General features: G+C 50.9%; 16 protein-coding genes. 11 read left to right on the top strand and 5 right to left on the bottom strand.

All coding sequences use genetic code 11. The features are described from left to right. The first annotated feature begins 59 nt into the window (after positions 1-59). Genes CULFRC11_RS02400 through CULFRC11_RS02415 form a run of 4 tightly spaced genes read left to right on the top strand, consistent with a single transcriptional unit; the run spans position 60 to position 3,094 of the window. Positions 60-818 (top strand): metal ABC transporter ATP-binding protein, encoded by a 759-nt coding sequence (locus tag CULFRC11_RS02400; protein WP_023635208.1) that lies wholly within the window; start codon positions 60-62, stop codon positions 816-818. Then, complete coding sequence (locus CULFRC11_RS02405) at positions 811-1,653, top strand: metal ABC transporter permease (RefSeq protein ID WP_023635209.1); 843 nt, start codon at positions 811-813, stop codon at positions 1,651-1,653. Before CULFRC11_RS02400 ends, CULFRC11_RS02405 begins: the two co-directional genes overlap by 8 nt. Then, positions 1,647-2,456: a metal ABC transporter permease gene (locus CULFRC11_RS02410; RefSeq protein ID WP_023635210.1), complete on the top strand. Its 810-nt coding sequence runs from the start codon at positions 1,647-1,649 to the stop codon at positions 2,454-2,456. The genes CULFRC11_RS02405 and CULFRC11_RS02410 overlap by 7 nt, the downstream gene beginning before the upstream one ends. Then, positions 2,414-3,094, top strand: coding sequence for a metal-dependent transcriptional regulator (locus CULFRC11_RS02415; protein WP_013910880.1), 681 nt, complete (start codon positions 2,414-2,416; stop codon positions 3,092-3,094). Before CULFRC11_RS02410 ends, CULFRC11_RS02415 begins: the two co-directional genes overlap by 43 nt. A gap of 12 nt (positions 3,095-3,106) precedes the next feature. Here the strand turns inward: CULFRC11_RS02415 and CULFRC11_RS02420 are convergent, their stop codons facing one another. Continuing rightward, complete coding sequence (locus CULFRC11_RS02420) at positions 3,107-3,580, bottom strand: tRNA (cytidine(34)-2'-O)-methyltransferase (protein ID WP_013910881.1); 474 nt, start codon at positions 3,578-3,580, stop codon at positions 3,107-3,109. Between the two features lie 68 nt (positions 3,581-3,648). Between CULFRC11_RS02420 and CULFRC11_RS02425 the strand changes: the two genes are divergently transcribed. Then, entirely contained in the window at positions 3,649-4,494 is an 846-nt protein-coding gene (locus CULFRC11_RS02425) for a bifunctional methylenetetrahydrofolate dehydrogenase/methenyltetrahydrofolate cyclohydrolase (protein WP_023635211.1), read from the top strand. Further along, positions 4,487-4,813 (top strand): DUF3017 domain-containing protein, encoded by a 327-nt coding sequence (locus tag CULFRC11_RS02430; RefSeq protein WP_023635212.1) that lies wholly within the window; start codon positions 4,487-4,489, stop codon positions 4,811-4,813. Before CULFRC11_RS02425 ends, CULFRC11_RS02430 begins: the two co-directional genes overlap by 8 nt. Before the next feature lie 8 nt (positions 4,814-4,821). Here CULFRC11_RS02430 and CULFRC11_RS02435 read toward each other — a convergent pair whose 3' ends face one another. From CULFRC11_RS02435 to CULFRC11_RS02445, 3 genes are all read right to left on the bottom strand, one after another. Further along, positions 4,822-5,922 (bottom strand): HNH endonuclease signature motif containing protein, encoded by a 1,101-nt coding sequence (locus CULFRC11_RS02435; protein ID WP_023635213.1) that lies wholly within the window; start codon positions 5,920-5,922, stop codon positions 4,822-4,824. Between the two features lie 295 nt (positions 5,923-6,217). Continuing rightward, entirely contained in the window at positions 6,218-7,309 is a 1,092-nt protein-coding gene (gene metX, locus CULFRC11_RS02440) for a homoserine O-acetyltransferase MetX (RefSeq protein WP_023635214.1), read from the bottom strand. 78 nt (positions 7,310-7,387) lie between these two features. After that, positions 7,388-7,891, bottom strand: a complete 504-nt coding sequence (locus CULFRC11_RS02445; protein WP_023635215.1) for a hypothetical protein — start codon at positions 7,889-7,891, stop codon at positions 7,388-7,390. Positions 7,892-8,092: 201 nt separating this feature from the next. Between CULFRC11_RS02445 and CULFRC11_RS02450 the strand changes: the two genes are divergently transcribed. From CULFRC11_RS02450 to CULFRC11_RS02470, 5 genes are all read left to right on the top strand, one after another. After that, a complete protein-coding gene (locus CULFRC11_RS02450; RefSeq protein WP_023635216.1) occupies positions 8,093-9,934 on the top strand; it encodes an HtaA domain-containing protein in 1,842 nt (613 codons plus the stop codon). 116 nt (positions 9,935-10,050) lie between these two features. Continuing rightward, positions 10,051-11,106: a heme/hemin ABC transporter substrate-binding protein gene (locus CULFRC11_RS02455; protein ID WP_023635217.1), complete on the top strand. Its 1,056-nt coding sequence runs from the start codon at positions 10,051-10,053 to the stop codon at positions 11,104-11,106. After that, positions 11,090-12,142 (top strand): FecCD family ABC transporter permease, encoded by a 1,053-nt coding sequence (locus CULFRC11_RS02460; protein WP_023635218.1) that lies wholly within the window; start codon positions 11,090-11,092, stop codon positions 12,140-12,142. Before CULFRC11_RS02455 ends, CULFRC11_RS02460 begins: the two co-directional genes overlap by 17 nt. After that, complete coding sequence (locus CULFRC11_RS02465) at positions 12,139-12,981, top strand: heme ABC transporter ATP-binding protein (protein WP_023635219.1); 843 nt, start codon at positions 12,139-12,141, stop codon at positions 12,979-12,981. Before CULFRC11_RS02460 ends, CULFRC11_RS02465 begins: the two co-directional genes overlap by 4 nt. Before the next feature lie 147 nt (positions 12,982-13,128). Next, positions 13,129-14,031 carry an HtaA domain-containing protein gene (locus tag CULFRC11_RS02470; protein ID WP_023635220.1) on the top strand — a complete coding sequence of 301 codons (903 nt, stop codon included), beginning with the start codon at positions 13,129-13,131 and terminating at the stop codon, positions 14,029-14,031. Positions 14,032-14,116: 85 nt separating this feature from the next. Here CULFRC11_RS02470 and CULFRC11_RS02475 read toward each other — a convergent pair whose 3' ends face one another. Beyond that, a complete protein-coding gene (locus CULFRC11_RS02475; RefSeq protein ID WP_031270048.1) occupies positions 14,117-15,433 on the bottom strand; it encodes an O-acetylhomoserine/O-acetylserine sulfhydrylase in 1,317 nt (438 codons plus the stop codon). Positions 15,434-15,486: the final 53 nt, after the last annotated feature.

The following is a 15,486-nucleotide window of genomic DNA, read 5'->3' on the forward strand; positions in this document are numbered from 1 at the left end:
ACGAGGGCCTTCGTATGAAGGTCCTCGCCTGTTTTTCTAGAGAAACCCATGAATGACCCATGAATACTGATAACACCACAACACGAAAGTTAGACGTGAACAAACCAGTTCTTCAGTTTGATAACGCGAGTTTTGCTTATGGCAAGGGGCCTAACAAAAATGTCGCGCTACAAGGGGTGACAGGCAAACTATATCCCGGTGAGGCTCTCGCGTTGATAGGGCCGAATGGGGCGGGGAAGACGACGTTGCTTAAGGGGATTGTAGGAATCGTCGATTCTTTCCAAACAATCGTCGACCGAGGCACCAACAATTCCATTGGCTATGTTCCCCAATCTGCGGATTTGGATCTAACTTTTCCGGTGACCGCAAAGGACGTTGTAGCGATGGGGCTGTACAACGAGTCGGGATGGAAACCCACGTTTTTGCGAAAGAACCCTGCAAAGGATCCGAGGGTTGACGCTGCATTGACGAGGGTGGGGCTACTGGATCGGGCGTCGAAACGCTTTGGTGAGCTCTCAGGCGGGCAGCGTCAGCGCGTGCTCATCGCCCGTGCCCTTGTGGCGACTCCTAAATTAGTGCTTCTCGACGAACCCTTCAACGGGCTTGACGAGCCAAATCGCAAAGAGTTGCTGCGCATCATCGATGCCGCTAAACGCGAAGGCGTGGCAGTCGTCGTGTCCACCCACGATCTGTCGCTGGCTGAGGAAACCTGCGATAAAGCGTTGCTTCTGGCTGGTAGGCAGATTGCTTTTGGCGCCATCGACGACGTGATGACTCCCGACCTCATCGCCCGCGCCTATGGAGGACCTCGTGGTTAACGAGCTAGCACAATTCCTCGATATCCCGCCCTATCTCCTGCGCCCAATTATTCTTCTCACTGTTCTTGGCATTGTGTCGGGGCTGGTGGGAGTGATTGTTAATCTCCGCAAATTAGAGTTCAATGCGGAGGCCGTGGTGCATGCAGTCTTCCCTGGAATAGTGGCTGGGGCGGTGTTTGGTGGGAAAGAATCGATCATTCCGTATGCTTCCGTGGTCGCAGTAGTAGTGGCAGTAGTCCTCACTTTCGCGTCGCGTCGTTCGGAAGCCGGGACCGCCATCGTTCTTACTTCGTTTTTTTCCGCAGGTGTCGTCTTATCTCTGAAAAAGGGCGATTTATCGGGGCAGCTTGAGGCGTTGATGTTTGGGCGATTGCTCGAGTCGACAGACAAACGTTTAGGGGAGGCACTTATCGTCTGTGCGGTTGCCGTCCTCATCATGGTGGTTACATGGAGAAATCAGATTTTTGTCGCTTTTGATCGCCTGGGTGCGAAAGCCTCCGGCGTGAACGTAGTGCTTTACGACGCCGCCATCAACGTCGCAATCGCAGCCGTCGTCGTCTCTGCGTCGACAGCCATCGGAACGCTTCTTGTCATCGGCTACTTAGTGATCCCCGGTGCCGCAGCTCGCCTCGTGAGTACGCGCATCCGTCACATGGTCCCCATTGCTATGGCGGTGGGCCTGATCGGAGGTTACTTCGGTCTATGGATAACGGGAGTTTCTGCACGGATCTCCCCGCAAGCGGCCGTTGCCCTCTCCGTAGTAGCTATGTACTTCCTAGCGCTAGGTCTATCAAGGCTTGGACATCGAGTGGAAAAGAGTGATGCACCATGCTAATCGACGTCCTCACCCTCCCCATCCTAGAACTCATCATCGTAGGTGCTCTTTGTGGACTCGTCGGCGTCTTCACCGTGCTGAAGCAACGAGTATTCTTCACCGAATCCATCACTCACGCCACATTCCCCGGGGCGATTGTGGGCGTCGTGATCCTGGGGCGTGATGGTCTTTACCTTGGGGCCCTCATCATGTGTGTCCTCATGGCCGTAGCGATGCGATGGCTCACTCACATCCGTGGACAGTCATCACAAGCCTCTGCGGGGATCATACTCACAGTAAGCTTTGCACTCGGCTACTTCCTTAACAAATGGTTCGCACCGTTGCCTATCAGAATCGAAGGGTTTTTAGCCGGTTCAGTTCTTACGGTGAGGGTTTTGGATGTTGTTATAGCGGGGGTGGTGCTGGTGGTTTCGGTAGGAATCGTCAATTCTTTCCAGAAACACCTCGTCTATTACAGCTTTGATGAGATGGGATTCCGTGCCGCAGGCGGAAACATGAAGCTGGCTGAGTCCCTGATACTCGGCATGATTGTGGCAACAGTGGTGTGCGTTATTCCAGCCATCGGAACGATTTTGTCTATCGCGCTTATCGCAGCACCCACCGCAGGATTACACTTCCTTGTCGCCAGCCCCACCAAATTGTTATGGCTCGCACCCATGGTGGGCGTAAGCATAGGGCTCGTTGGTCTAGGGATCGCTGTAGCCTTCAACCTATCGGCCGGTGGAACGATCGCGGTGGTGGCCGGTGTATTCTACGGAGTATGCATGTCTCTGAGCTCCCTCAAAAGTCCCAGGACTACTTGAAAAACGTGTGGGATCTACACGAAGCCACCGGAAAGCCCGTTCCACTGGGTGAACTCGCCTCTAGAATGTCTGAGAAAACGTCGACGGCTTCTGAAGCGGTAAAAAAACTCGTCGCACGGGGCTTCCTTGATCATGAGCGCTATGGGGGCATTTTACTCACAGACGCCGGTAACATCCTTGCCACTCAAGTTGTTCGCCGGCACCGGCTTATTGAGATGTTCCTGTTTGACACGCTCGGTTACACGTGGGACGAAGTCCATGAAGAGGCCGAAATCTTAGAGCACGCACTTTCTGACAGATTGCTTGAGCGTATCGACGCCCACCTGGGCCACCCAACACGAGATCCGCATGGCGATCCGATTCCTTCTCAGGAAGGAATCGTCGATTCTGTCCCAACACGAGAGCTCGGCGAGTTTGAAATTGGTGAAACCGTGATTGTGGAACGAATTCATGATCGCGATCCAGACTTGTTGCGGTATCTCGCGGAGCATGGCGTATTGCCAGGTGTATCCGTAACAATCAAACAACCCGCATACCCAGGAATGAGCCTTATCTCAGTGGACGGAAAAGATGTTCCGCTTGCCGACGCTAGCCTGTGGGCGATTAACGTGACGGGGACGTCGGCGTCGAAAAACTAGCGCTTTGATCGATTAAACTCCGCCGGGATAGCCCAATTGGCGCCACACTTCATAGGCCGCTACGGCAGCGGCATTTGAGAGATTCATGGAGCGCCGTCCCGGTAGCATCGGGATGCGAACTAGCTGGGTAACGCGAGGATGCGCCAAAGTTGCTTCTGCTAAACCAGTTGGCTCGGTGCCAAAAAGGAGTGCGTCCCCAGGCTGCCATACGACATCCGAGTGGTGAACTTCCCCATGAGTGGTGAAAGCAAAGACACGAGTATGTGGGAGAGAATCGAAACAGCTTTCCAGGCTTTCGTGGACGCTGACCTCAGCGAGATCGTGATAATCGAGTCCAGCTCGACGTAGATTTTTCTCTTCAAGGTTGAAACCTAGAGGGCCTGCAAGGTGTAAATGAGCACCAGTCCCTGCGCACATTCTGATCGCATTCCCTGTGTTTGGCGGTATTGCAGGCTGGTCGAAAATGATATGAGCGAATGCAGACATGGCAATAATCTTAGATCTGTTCTGGAAGGAATCGACGATTCGTTCCAGAAAGTGCAATAATTTGTACTGTGACTGCTATTAAATTAGACGGAAAACTGTACCGGGACGAGATCTTTGCTGATTTAGAAGTCCGCGTTCAAGCATTGAAAGAAAAAGGAATTGTTCCCGGTCTGGCAACAGTTTTGGTCGGTGATGATCCTGCAAGTCACTCTTACGTAAAAATGAAACACAGTGACTGCGAACAGATTGGCGTACGTTCCATTCGCAGGGATCTCCCTGCTGATATTTCGCAAGAAGAACTGCTTGGTGTTATCGATGAGCTGAATAACGACCCTGCATGTACTGGCTATATTGTTCAGCTTCCGTTACCGAAGCATCTGGACGAGAATGCTGTACTGGAGCGTGTTAATCCTGATAAAGATGCTGATGGCCTGCATCCAGTCAACCTAGGCAAACTCGTGCTCAATGAGAATGCTCCGTTACCTTGCACACCGAATGGAGCGATTCATTTATTAAAGCGTTTTGGTATCGAAATTGCAGGTAAAAAAGTTGTTGTAATCGGTCGCGGAGTGACCGTTGGTAGGCCGATCGGTTTGATGCTGACCCGTAGAAGTGAAAATGCGACAGTAGTCCTGTGTCATACTGGGACTACGGATCTTGCAGCAGAAACACTTCAAGCCGACATTATTGTGGCAGCTGCAGGACAACCTCACATGTTGACCGCAGACATGATTAAACCCGGCGCAGCTATTCTGGATGTAGGAGTTTCCCGCAAAGACGGAAGGCTCCTGGGCGATGTGCACCCAGATGTTTGGAATGTCGCAGGAGCTATTTCTCCGAATCCCGGTGGTGTGGGTCCTCTTACACGTGCATTTTTGATTCGTAATGTGGTGGAGCGCGCGGAACTTGGTTAAAATTTCTCCTCTTGATAATCCACACGATATTGGCCGGAAAGAATCGAAGATTCCCTCCGGAATCCAGTACATCGGGCTATCACTCTTCGTGATCGCTGTCGCCACTTCAGGCGTTTACTCGCTTACCGAGCATTGGCGCCGTGCCACTTTTGTCCTCGGAGTAGCCCTGTTGTGGTTGGCGGTTCTGAGGTCGACTTGCGATTCGAAAGTACTAGGAGTTCTTTCTATACGCTCGAGGACGTTTGATGTGATGTATGCATCGACGGTTGGTGGCGCAATGGTGTTTTTTTCGTACTCGATTGATTCGTTGGGCTCGTAAAGCGACGACTAGCAGCGATTTGCTTGCCGACGCGCTCTCACGCGCTGGTCCTCATGTTTTTTCCAAGACTGACCAAAACGCGGCGGTCGCTTAACTCCTCCCGGCTGCGATTTTTTGATGACGCCGTTGGGGAAAAACCACGTAGCTATCCGATTTTTATCGATTGAGTAGTGTACCCGCTGCTCAGTTTTAAAATTATGGTGAAAACGACAGAGACATGCCAGATTATCTGGAGTGGTCGGCCCGTTTTCATCGTGGTTTACGACATGGTCGATGTCGCAATGCTGCGCGCTGACAGTACAGTTAGGGTAACGACAGGAACCGTCGAGTAGCTGTACAGCTACTCGGATTTCATCTGTGGGCTGGTAAGCCGCAGTATAAGCATCCGGATCGATTACCCGAGTGGCGTCGATGGCGTCGAAATCGGCGATTCCACCGTCAGCCGTACGCATGAGACCATCGGTGCCTTTAAAAACATTGAGAATAACTTTTGTGGTTATTTGGCTATCGATCAGAGCCATAAAGGAATCGATGAGCTCCTCGCCCGGTTGTTTCTTGAGAGCTTGTTGCAGTACGCAAGCTTCGGTATCGGTCATGGTTACGCTGAGGCGGGTGTATCCGTCGAGCCCTCGTTTGAAAGACGCTGCTCGTTGTTGTTGGTCCTGCGGTTTTTGCGAAGCTGGAGGATCGATACCCTCAACGTAGTTTCGAATATGCTTGGACAGCGTCGCTTTCTGAGGTATTACCTGGCCAGCTACTTGCGGAGTGAAATAATCACATAGATAGCTGTCTACCTGGGGGAATAATTCTTTATTTATAGCCATGAGATGCTTCTCCAAGACTACAAGTCGCGGCATATCAAGGTGCCAGTGATCCTGTAAACAAGACAGTAATTTTGGAAAATTTCTTAGCATAACGCCTACGCGTAGTCCGTTTTTTGCATCATTTCGGGAAATGTTCATGGAAATACTCAGGGCATCTATCTGAGTATGAAAATCCTCTTCAGTTTCAGGAACCTGATGCAGCCAAAACGTAATAAGTTGGCGATTAATGCTCATCTGAAAAGCAGATACCGAGTTGCTTGTATCGGTGTGTCTGAATCCAATCATGAAAACTCCCTGTTTAAAGCTTTCCGACGCTCATCTGAAGGCTAAAGCAGCCAACATTTCAGGATCAGCCTAGATCCGAAATAAGACGTAGTGAGCTTTGGTGGAAAGTTATTCACAGGTGAAAACTCTGGGTGGGAAACAGCAATGATATGACGTTAGTTATTCACATTTTTTGCGTGTTGGTTATCAAATGATTGTATTTTCTTTTGATTTTGTGTAGCGGCCCGCTGCTTTTTGAGCAGGCATCAGTAGATCAAAAAAATAAGGTGTTGGGATTCGGAATTGTGACTAAAACTTAGACACTGATGTGTGGGAAAGAATCGTCGATTCTTTCCCACACATTCCTTATGATGCGATCCATCTGTCGGGTTTCTGTCAGGAAAGCATCATGACCTATAGGCGAGCTAATTTTTGCCATACCTAATAGGTTCTTCACGTTGCGCGAGATGTGTTCCTGCTGGTGATAAGGGCAAAGGATGTCGGTATCTACGCCAGCGACCATCGTTGGAACTTCGATGGACGCGAGTGCTTTGTTCAGGCCGCCTCGTCCTCGCCCGAGATCGTGACGATTAAGGGCTTCGGTGAGTGCTACGTAGCTGCCGGCGTCGAAACGCTCTGCTAGTTTGCGTCCTTGATGCTGCAGATAGCTTTCTACGGCAAAGCGTTGTGAAGCATTCCTGTAAGGCCCTAAAGGGTCTTCACCGCGTTGGGCAGAAGTGCCGAATCTTTCATCAATCTCAAGCTCTCCTCGATAGGTAAGATGGGCGATTCTGCGCGCGGCGGCAAGTCCATCGAGCGGGTAATCAGCGGCGTAGTAGTCGCCATTGTTCCAGTGCGGGTCGCGTTCGATTGCGCTGATTTGAGCAGATTGAATACCGATTTGCCAGGCGCTTGCTCTCGCGGAGACTGCGATCACTAAAGCAGCTCGCGGCATGTCTGGGTAAAGAATCGACCATTCCATCGTGCGGGCACCGCCCATCGAGCCGCCGATGATTGCATGAATTTTATTGATGTTGAGCGTGTCGAGGAACTGTTTTTCGCAGCGTACGAGGTCGCGGATGGAAAGAGCAGGGAAGCGGGATCCCCAGGGTTGGCCATCGTGATGCGTAGTGCTGGGGCCGGTAGATCCCATACATCCGCCAAGAGCGTTGGTGCATAGGACACAGTAGCGGCGCGTATCCAGTGCTAGACCGTCTCCGATAAGCCCGTTCCACCAGCTTATTGCGTTGGAATCGCCAGTGAGCGCATGTTCGACGAGTACAAGATTGTCGCCACGAAACGTGCCCCACGCTTGATAAGCGATGACGGTGTTAGGGATTGTGGCGCCAGCTTCCGTGTGAAAGTCCCCGATAGGGACAATCGTGAGTTCTCCTGTGGTTTTGAACATGTCGTGGCTCCTTGACTGTGTGCCGTGAGGATCGCGTACATGCTACATGGACAGCTCTGTCTAGTCCATCCCTCGATACTACGAGTTGTTGCGTCTAGATTTCCGGGCTTTTCGACGTCCTCCCGCTCTCTTTCGCCATAGCGAACTCATTCCAGGCATAAACCATGTGAGGATTCCCGCTACTATTGCGGCGATGATAGCTGCAAGGGGGCGGCTAATCTGTGGCGCGATTAAAAATAAGCCGATGCATGCTGCAGTGATCGCCACCCAAAACAACAGAATAAAAATAAGTTGTTGACGTCCAGAACCTTGAGCATTTTCTGCCCACGGCTGTGTGGGGAAGCGGTTTTTTGCTTCCGTTCTGATTCGTCGGGCTGTTTTTTGTGCTGGTGCGATGGTGGAGAAAAGTATGAAGGCCAGCCCTGCGCCGACGATGATGAGGTCGCCAAACACTGCTCCAAAGGCGAGCGTTGCGCAAGAAAAAGTAATAGACAAACGTTCGGACCAGTTGAGGGGTAAACCTTGGGTGGGATCGACGTCTGGATAGAGGTTCTTAAAGGCTGAGGTAGTGGAGGTATTCATGCAAAATCCTTCGCGATACCAAGGGATGGACTAGAAGATTAGGTAAGTGTAGCCTATACATGTTTTCTGTTAGGTAACACTTCCTTTTTCGTCGCCTCATCTCTGCTCAGCTCCTTAAAAGAACTCATGCTGTGGTTCTTTTAGAGGGTTGTTTTAGGAAAGAATTGACGATTCCCTCCCTCTTCTAGGAGCTATCCACTCATGTTGAACCCCCGTCGATTGGTCTTAGGGCTGATGAGCGTCGCGGCTCTTGCGGCTGCGCCGCTGTCGGTTATCTTTGCCCCGCACGCTCAAGCTGCCGAAGAACAATGCTCGTTTGATTGGGGCATTAAACAAACCTTTAGGTACTACATGCTTAAAGGCGCAGCTGGACAAACTGGTGGGCAATGGGCCACAGAAGGAATCGGCTTTTCTGGCAGTGACACCGGACATGACGGTGCTTTTAACTTCACCCCGAGCAAAGCGCGTGTCGACGGCTCCACCGCCACCATCCCATTCGGTGGTCTCATCCATTTCAAAGGCCACGATCATGGCAACGGTGTTTATCTGTTGGATATGACGCTTAGCGATTGGAAAGTCGTTACGAACGGTTCTTCCGCGGAAATCAAAGTTGATTACGTCTCCTATGAGTCAGATATGAGCAATACCCACGAACGAGGCGCTCAAATCACTGGCGATGACGTAACCATTGCAACGATTAACCTCACAAATTATGCGGATCCCTCCAGCGGCGCTGTTGATTTAAGCGGCACAACGACTTTGACGAGTGAAGGGGCCAAGCTCTTTATCGCTTATCAGCCTGGGGAGTCGATGGATGACACCCACGGAAATATACGGCTTGATGGTCGCTGCTCCCCGTCTATAGAAGGTGGTAACGGATCAGGTGGATCGACGGGTGGTAAAAAGCGCACACTGGCTTCGATTAAAGGAAACTTTACGGGTTTCAATAAAGAAGCCATGGCTATTTTGTCGGAGACCAATGACACCATGAATGCCACTACGATTTTCATGGACAACGCAGGACACTTTCTTGATTCTTTGAAAGACTTTGAAACGCGTGGGACTGGAGCGGGGAAAACTGAGTCGACAAGTAGGGGCGTCCGGGCGGGCAATGCCACCACGGCAAGCGGTCAAGATTCTGGAAGGAATCGTCAATTCCTTCCTAAAAACGAGACTCAAACCGCCCCCCAGCCTTCCCAACAACCTTCTGGAAGCACCAACTCTCAAACATGTGAAGCCGGTTCTGTAGGAATCCAGAGCGCTTCGGCTCGCTGGGGCGTAAAGAAGTCTTTCCAGTCGTATATCACCGGTTCGATAGCAAAAGGAAAGTGGAGCTTGGACCAGGCGACTCACAGTGGTGGCCAATTTGTATTTTCAGGGAATTCTGGAGCCGTGGATGTTTCGAAGCGTTCAGGGAAAATTAAATTTGTGGGTGGAGTGAACTTTAGCGGTCACAATGGTGTGTTGGATTTAAGTATCTCCAACGTTGAAATTGGATTTAATGGACGCAGTGGCGTGCTCTATGCCGATGTTCGTTCGTCTGATATGCAGGGCAATAAGAGCGATTATGGGCATATACCGCTGGCTAACCTGAACTTTAGTTCGTTGGATTTTTCAGACTCTAAAGTTTCGGGCAAGGCTACTACGACCTTAACTAAGGAAGGTTCTGGAGCTTTCGCTGGTTTTTATGAAGCGGGAACGGAACTAGATTCTTTAGATTTTGATGCTGCTTTGGGTGGTGCCGCAGATTGTGCTTCTGGCGCTGCTAAAGCAAGCGGAGCAAAGAACGGCAACAAAGCATCTGGTGTTGCGGCATCCGCTGGAATCGACCAAGAGGATAAAGATAATAGTGGCGCGTCGGTTGCGGACGATCAGAGCCTGAATGAGTCTGGTTACAAGAATGGTGCAAAGAACTTTAAGATCCGACCAGCCGCTGACGATAAAGAAGGCATCGATCCCAACATGTATCTGTTGCTCATCGTTGCTGGGTTTGTGATCGCCGGAGGTAGTATGGGGCGTTTAGTGCTTAATAATCCGTCGTAGTTGCAGGTTTTCCGTTACTTATTGCTGGTTTGTATGTGATCAACGCTGTCGGGTCAACCATAGGTAAAAGGCTATGGAGCTAGACGGGCTCGACAGCGCCGAGAATAGGATTTTTGATGAATAAGTTTGTGCGCGTAGCTGCATCAGTGGCGTGTGCGTTGTCGTTGATAAGCTGTGGCGTTCAAGGATCGTATGATTCCACTAAGGAGTTGCGTGAATCCCTTCCTACGGATGTGAAGGATCCTCGAAGCTTTAAAGGGGTATCGGAAGTAAAGAACTTTGACGACGTTCAACCGGTTGCAGACTCAGTTTCCCCAAAGCTGCCTGTGAAGTTGACTGATGCTGATGGTCATGAGGTTGAGGTCACGGATGTTTCACGAATTCTGGCTTTAGACATCTATGGCACATATACCAAAACACTTGAGGGCCTAGGTCTGACAAAGAACATCGTAGGCCGTACGGTGTCTTCAACGGAGAATGCGTTGAAGGATCTTCCTGTAGTCACAGAAGGTGGCCACACCATTAACGTGGAGGCTGTACTGAATCTTCGGCCTTCGTTGGTTATTGTGGATCACTCTATTGGGCCGCGGGACGCCATTGATCAGATACGTGCTGCTGGTGTTACCACCGTGGTCATGGAGCCAACACGCACTATTGACTCAGTGTCTGAGGACATTAAAAACCTTGGTGGGGTTGTTGGGCTTAACGACGAAGCCGCGAAGCTAGCAGAACGAAGCATCAATGAGATTAACTCTGCACGGGAAACTATTAAGAACATTGCGCCAAAGGACCCAATGAAGATGGCATTCCTTTATGCGCGTGGCAACGGCGGAGTCTTTTTCATCATGGGTGACGGTACGGGTGCTAAGGATCTCATCGAAGGCTTAAGCGCTGTTGACCTTGCTGCTGAGCACAAGCTTTCTTATGCAGAACCTGCCAATGCAGAAGCGCTGGCCAAGATTAATCCTGAAGCAATCATCATGATGTCGGGAGGTTTGGAGTCTACAGGCGGCATCGACGGTTTGTTGTCTCGTCCAGGCGTTGCCCAAACGACTGCGGGTAAAAACAAACGAGTGATCACGATTCCTGATGGACAGTCTTTGGCATTTGGCCCGCTGACTGGACAGACTCTTCTCCGAACCGCACAGGCTTTGTATGCTCCACAAACGTAATACTTTGGTCCAGGATGTTTTTGAGCACCGAGCTAGGCGCAGGACGATACTTTTTATCGTCCTCGCCGGTTTGGCGTTCGTAGCGTTTGTCACCTCTCTTGCGCTGGGTCAATACTATGTTCCACTGCAAGATCTGCCTTTTATCTTATTGAATCGGGGCGACGAGAGTCTTACCACCAGTGTGGTGTGGGAGATTCGACTGCCACGTATTGTTTTAGGCTTTTTGGTCGGTGCTTGTTTGGGCGTTGCCGGCACACTGATGCAAGCAGTGTTTGCAAACCCACTTGCGGAACCTTCCATCATCGGTGTGACCTCAGGAGCCGGTGTAGGGGCTGCTGCCGTCATCGTGTTTAATATCGGTTTTCTAGGGACTTTTACTGTCCCTGTTGCTGCGTTCATGAGCGCAGTTTTGGTTACCGTGATTATTTATCAGTTGGCACGTCATCAGGGAAAAGTGGCCGTGGTCAACCTCATCCTTACGGGCATTGCGATCAACGCCGTATGCAACGCGTTGATTTCTTTCCTGGTTTACTTAGCCCCGACCGCAAACCGCGAACAGATTGTCTTTTGGCAAATGGGTTCGCTTAATGGATCGCAATGGAAGCATGTCTGGGTGGTGCTGCCGATAGCAATAGCTGGAGTTTTGATAGCCATCAGGTTAGGCCGTCAACTTGATGTTCTTGCGTTAGGTGAACGAGCAGCTGTCCACACGGGTATTCATGTTTCACGATTACGGATTATCGCTATTGCGGCATCGACGATTCTGACCGCCGGTGCGGTTTCCTTTGCTGGCCTGATTGGATTCGTCGGCCTTATCGTTCCACATTTGTTGCGTAGTATCGTTGGGCCGGAAAACAAGATTCTTTTGCCGGCCTCTGCGCTAACGGGTGCTGTGCTCATTGCTTTTGCAGATGTTGCGGCCCGTACGTTGATTCCTTTTGCTGATTTACCCATCGGCATCTTCACTGCAATAGTTGGCGGGCCAACATTTTTTGTCTTGCTTCGTCGTATGCTCAAGAAAGGTTCGGTCCATTGAGTAGGCAGCCTGCAGTCGTCGTAAGCGATCTTACCGTCGCCGTCGGTGAGAAAGTTCTGCTGGACAAGGTCACTTTTGAAGCCCGTCGAGGAGAAATCACCGGCCTGATAGGTCCTAATGGTGCGGGAAAATCGACGCTTCTTGCCGCAATCAGCGGTGACCTTGAGCGAACGAGGGGCACCATCGACATCTTGGGCCACGACCCCGCAACTAGCTCTCCGAAAGATTTGGCGCGGGTCCGTGCCGTCATGATGCAAGATGTGAGTGTCTCTTTTGAGTTCCTGGTACGCGATGTAGTCGCGATGGGTCGACGTCCTTGGGAGGGCACAGAAAAACAGCTTTTCGACGACCACCTCATCGACGCCGCTCTCGCCGCCACGGATGCTGCTCATCTTGCTGGACGCGATGTCATCACTCTGTCTGGGGGCGAACGTGCGCGTGTGGCTTTATCTCGAGTCTTAGCCCAACAGACACCGGTAGTGATGCTCGATGAACCAACTGCTGCGCTAGATATCCGCCATCAAGAACAAGTTTTAGGTCTTATGCGTACGATTGCTCGTGAAACGAATGTAGCGGTGATCGTTGTGCTTCATGATCTCAACGCGGCCGCCGCATACTGCGATCGGATAGTCTGCTTAGCCAATGGCTGCGTTGCGAAGGAAGGAATCGTCGATTCCGTCTACACAGACGAGAATCTGTCTACGGTATACGGATGGCCGATCCATGTAGAAAAACGTGCTGATGGTTCTCTTTCCGTCCACCCTGCACGCGATCAGGGGGGTAAACAAGAATCAGATTTCGTTTCCCTGGTGCATCAGGCAGAGGCCACTGCTCTCTAGGGAAATGAAAAGTGAGGTTGGCTTGCCGACGGTTTAACGCCACAGGGGTATTCGGGGTGAGTCTTTAGTTCTTGAGTTAGGTAAGGCATGCCCTTTTTTAATAAGGTATGCCTTGCCTTTAAAAATCTCTAAAGATAGGATCCCCGCGTGTTTAAGCGACTTGCTGTCCCTGTGGCAGCCACCATGATTGCTGCCGGTATTGCCGTCCCTCAGGCTGTGGCATCTGAAAAATGTTCGATCGAAGTTGTAAGCGGAACGCTAAATTGGGGAATTAAGACTAGTTTTCGAAACTATATTCTTAATGAGAGATTGGCAAAGGGAAATTGGAAGTCTGAAGGTGCGGTAACGGAGTCTGGCTCTAATAAGGCTGGAAATAATTACCAGTTTAGTTTTGAGATTGATCCGGATCATTCTTCTATCCATCTCGAAGATGGGAAGGTTGTTAGTTCTGATATTAGAACTAAGGATTCTTCACTGACCTTCAGTGGGCACCATGGTGCCCTGCATACTGTGATTAAGTCTCCCTTCGTGAAAACCTCAGGCCTTGACCTGGAAGCTGGCAGTGGCTACGTGGGGTATTACGTTCCTGGAAAAGCGATGACTGAGTATCGAGAATCTGATCGGACCTTGGAAAATAAGAAAGAAGGCGAAGGCGTTTTTGCGCATGGAAAAACTCAGGGATGGAGCCTGAAGGGGGAGACCTTGACGGCTAAGGGGGAATCGCTTCGTTATCGGCCTCAACCAGGTACAAAAAATGGCGTGATAGATGGAGTGGACGTTATATTTATGGGAATTTATAGTGCAGAATATAATCCCGAAATTGACGACGTAAACATTGAGCTAACAGTTAAAAACAACTGCGGAATTAAAGACGGTCGAGTCCCTGATGCAGGAAAACCGGATTCTCCGAAAGACCCTTCGCTCGGTAATTTCCCTAAGATTTGGAGCATCGTCCTGGGAGTCGCTGGACTGGTGGCTACGGTAGCTGTTTTGTTCCAGGTTGCAATGAAGTCCGGCGTTTTGCGGAATCTTCCATTCATGAACGTGTAAACTGTTCAATAGACTTTGGGTGGGGCGGGCTAAATAAAGCACGTGAGACAAGAAACAAAAATCTTGTCTCACGTGCTTTGTCTTATCAGATAGCGCTAAGGCCTGCTTGTAGGTCGGCGATTATGTCTTCGATTGACTCGATTCCGACTGAAATACGCACTGTGGCAGGCGTAATGCCAGCAGCTTCAAGGGAAGCTCTATCGGATTGGGAGTGAGTGGTGGTGGCTGGGTGAACTACCAGCGAACGAACGTCTCCGACATTAGCTAGGTTTGAATGGAGCTTGAGGGCGTCGATAAAGCGCCATGCTTCCTCTTGTCCTCCGCAGATATCAAAGGACAAGACTGAGCCTGTGTGGGAAAGATTGAGTTTTTCTTTCGTAGCAAACCACGGGGAGTTGGGGAGTCCGGCGTAGTTAACTTTGGCTACTTTAGGGTGTTTTGCAAGGAACTCTGCGACGGCCTGTGCATTTTCATTGTGGCGCTGGACGCGTAGTGAGAGTGTATCCAGGCCTTGCGCGGTTACCCAGGCATTAAAAGGGGAGGGGGCTGCGCCGGTATCGCGAAGTAGTCCGACACGTGCCTTGAGGCCAAATGCCGCTGGTCCAAGGTCTATGTATCTGAGGCCGTGGTAGGCGGGGTCGGGGGTTACAAAATCAGGGAAGAGGGGTTTTCCGTGCTTTTCGACGCTCCAGTCGAAGCGGCCGCCGTCGATAAGCACTCCGCCCAGGCCTGAACCGTTGCCGGTGTAAAACTTTGTAAGGGACGCTACGACGACGTCGGCGCCAAGATCCAGCGGTCGAACGAGTGCTGCGGTGGCAAGGGTGTTATCGACGATCAATGGCACGCTGTTTCTATGTGCGACGTCTGCGATTGCGGGAATATCAAGAATGTCGGCTTGGGGATTAGCAAAGGTTTCGCCATACAGGGCGACAGTGTTGTCCTGTATAGCGTTTTCCCACGACGCGGGGTCGTCAGGATTATCCACGAAAGTCGTTTCTATTCCGAGGCGCGCAAGAGTGGCTGTAAAAAGGGTTTCCGTGCCGCCGTAGATTCTTGGGGAAGAAACGATGTGAGAGCCGGCGCGTGCGATGTTGAGAATCGCCGCGGTCTCTGCAGCCATTCCGGAGGAAAATAGGACGGAATGGACACCTCCTTCCAGGGAAGCGAGTCTTTCTTCGACCGCATTGACTGTTGGATTAGTGAGCCGGGAATACACCGGTCCTGCGTCGGAAAGGTTGAAACGATTCGCAGCATGTTCTGCGTTGTTGAAAACGTAAGAGGACGTGAAATAGATGGGGAGATTCCTCGCGCCGGTGTCCGTGTCGACGGTTTGGCCGGTATGGATAGCGCGGGTATCAAAGCTCCATTGAGCAGATTGGGAGTTGTCGTACTTGGTAGTCATTTCTTGCCTTTCTGAATAATGTGCATTGGCAAGAACGCTAGACTGCATCAATG

It is taken from the genome of Corynebacterium ulcerans (genome assembly GCF_000767685.1).
In the GTDB taxonomy this organism is placed as follows: domain Bacteria; phylum Actinomycetota; class Actinomycetes; order Mycobacteriales; family Mycobacteriaceae; genus Corynebacterium; species Corynebacterium ulcerans.

Coding starts and splice junctions, on each gene's coding strand:
- CULFRC11_RS02400 (WP_023635208.1), top strand. CDS start 60: ATGAATACTGATAACACCACAACACGAAAGTTAGACGTGAACAAACCA.
- CULFRC11_RS02445 (WP_023635215.1), bottom strand. CDS start 7,891: ATGAATACCTCCACTACCTCAGCCTTTAAGAACCTCTATCCAGACGTC.
- CULFRC11_RS02410 (WP_023635210.1), top strand. CDS start 1,647: ATGCTAATCGACGTCCTCACCCTCCCCATCCTAGAACTCATCATCGTA.
- CULFRC11_RS02460 (WP_023635218.1), top strand. CDS start 11,090: ATGCTCCACAAACGTAATACTTTGGTCCAGGATGTTTTTGAGCACCGA.
- CULFRC11_RS02475 (WP_031270048.1), bottom strand. CDS start 15,433: ATGACTACCAAGTACGACAACTCCCAATCTGCTCAATGGAGCTTTGAT.
- CULFRC11_RS02455 (WP_023635217.1), top strand. CDS start 10,051: ATGAATAAGTTTGTGCGCGTAGCTGCATCAGTGGCGTGTGCGTTGTCG.
- CULFRC11_RS02420 (WP_013910881.1), bottom strand. CDS start 3,580: ATGTCTGCATTCGCTCATATCATTTTCGACCAGCCTGCAATACCGCCA.
- CULFRC11_RS02450 (WP_023635216.1), top strand. CDS start 8,093: ATGTTGAACCCCCGTCGATTGGTCTTAGGGCTGATGAGCGTCGCGGCT.
- metX (WP_023635214.1), bottom strand. CDS start 7,309: ATGTTCAAAACCACAGGAGAACTCACGATTGTCCCTATCGGGGACTTT.
- CULFRC11_RS02435 (WP_023635213.1), bottom strand. CDS start 5,922: ATGATTGGATTCAGACACACCGATACAAGCAACTCGGTATCTGCTTTT.
- CULFRC11_RS02415 (WP_013910880.1), top strand. CDS start 2,414: ATGCATGTCTCTGAGCTCCCTCAAAAGTCCCAGGACTACTTGAAAAAC.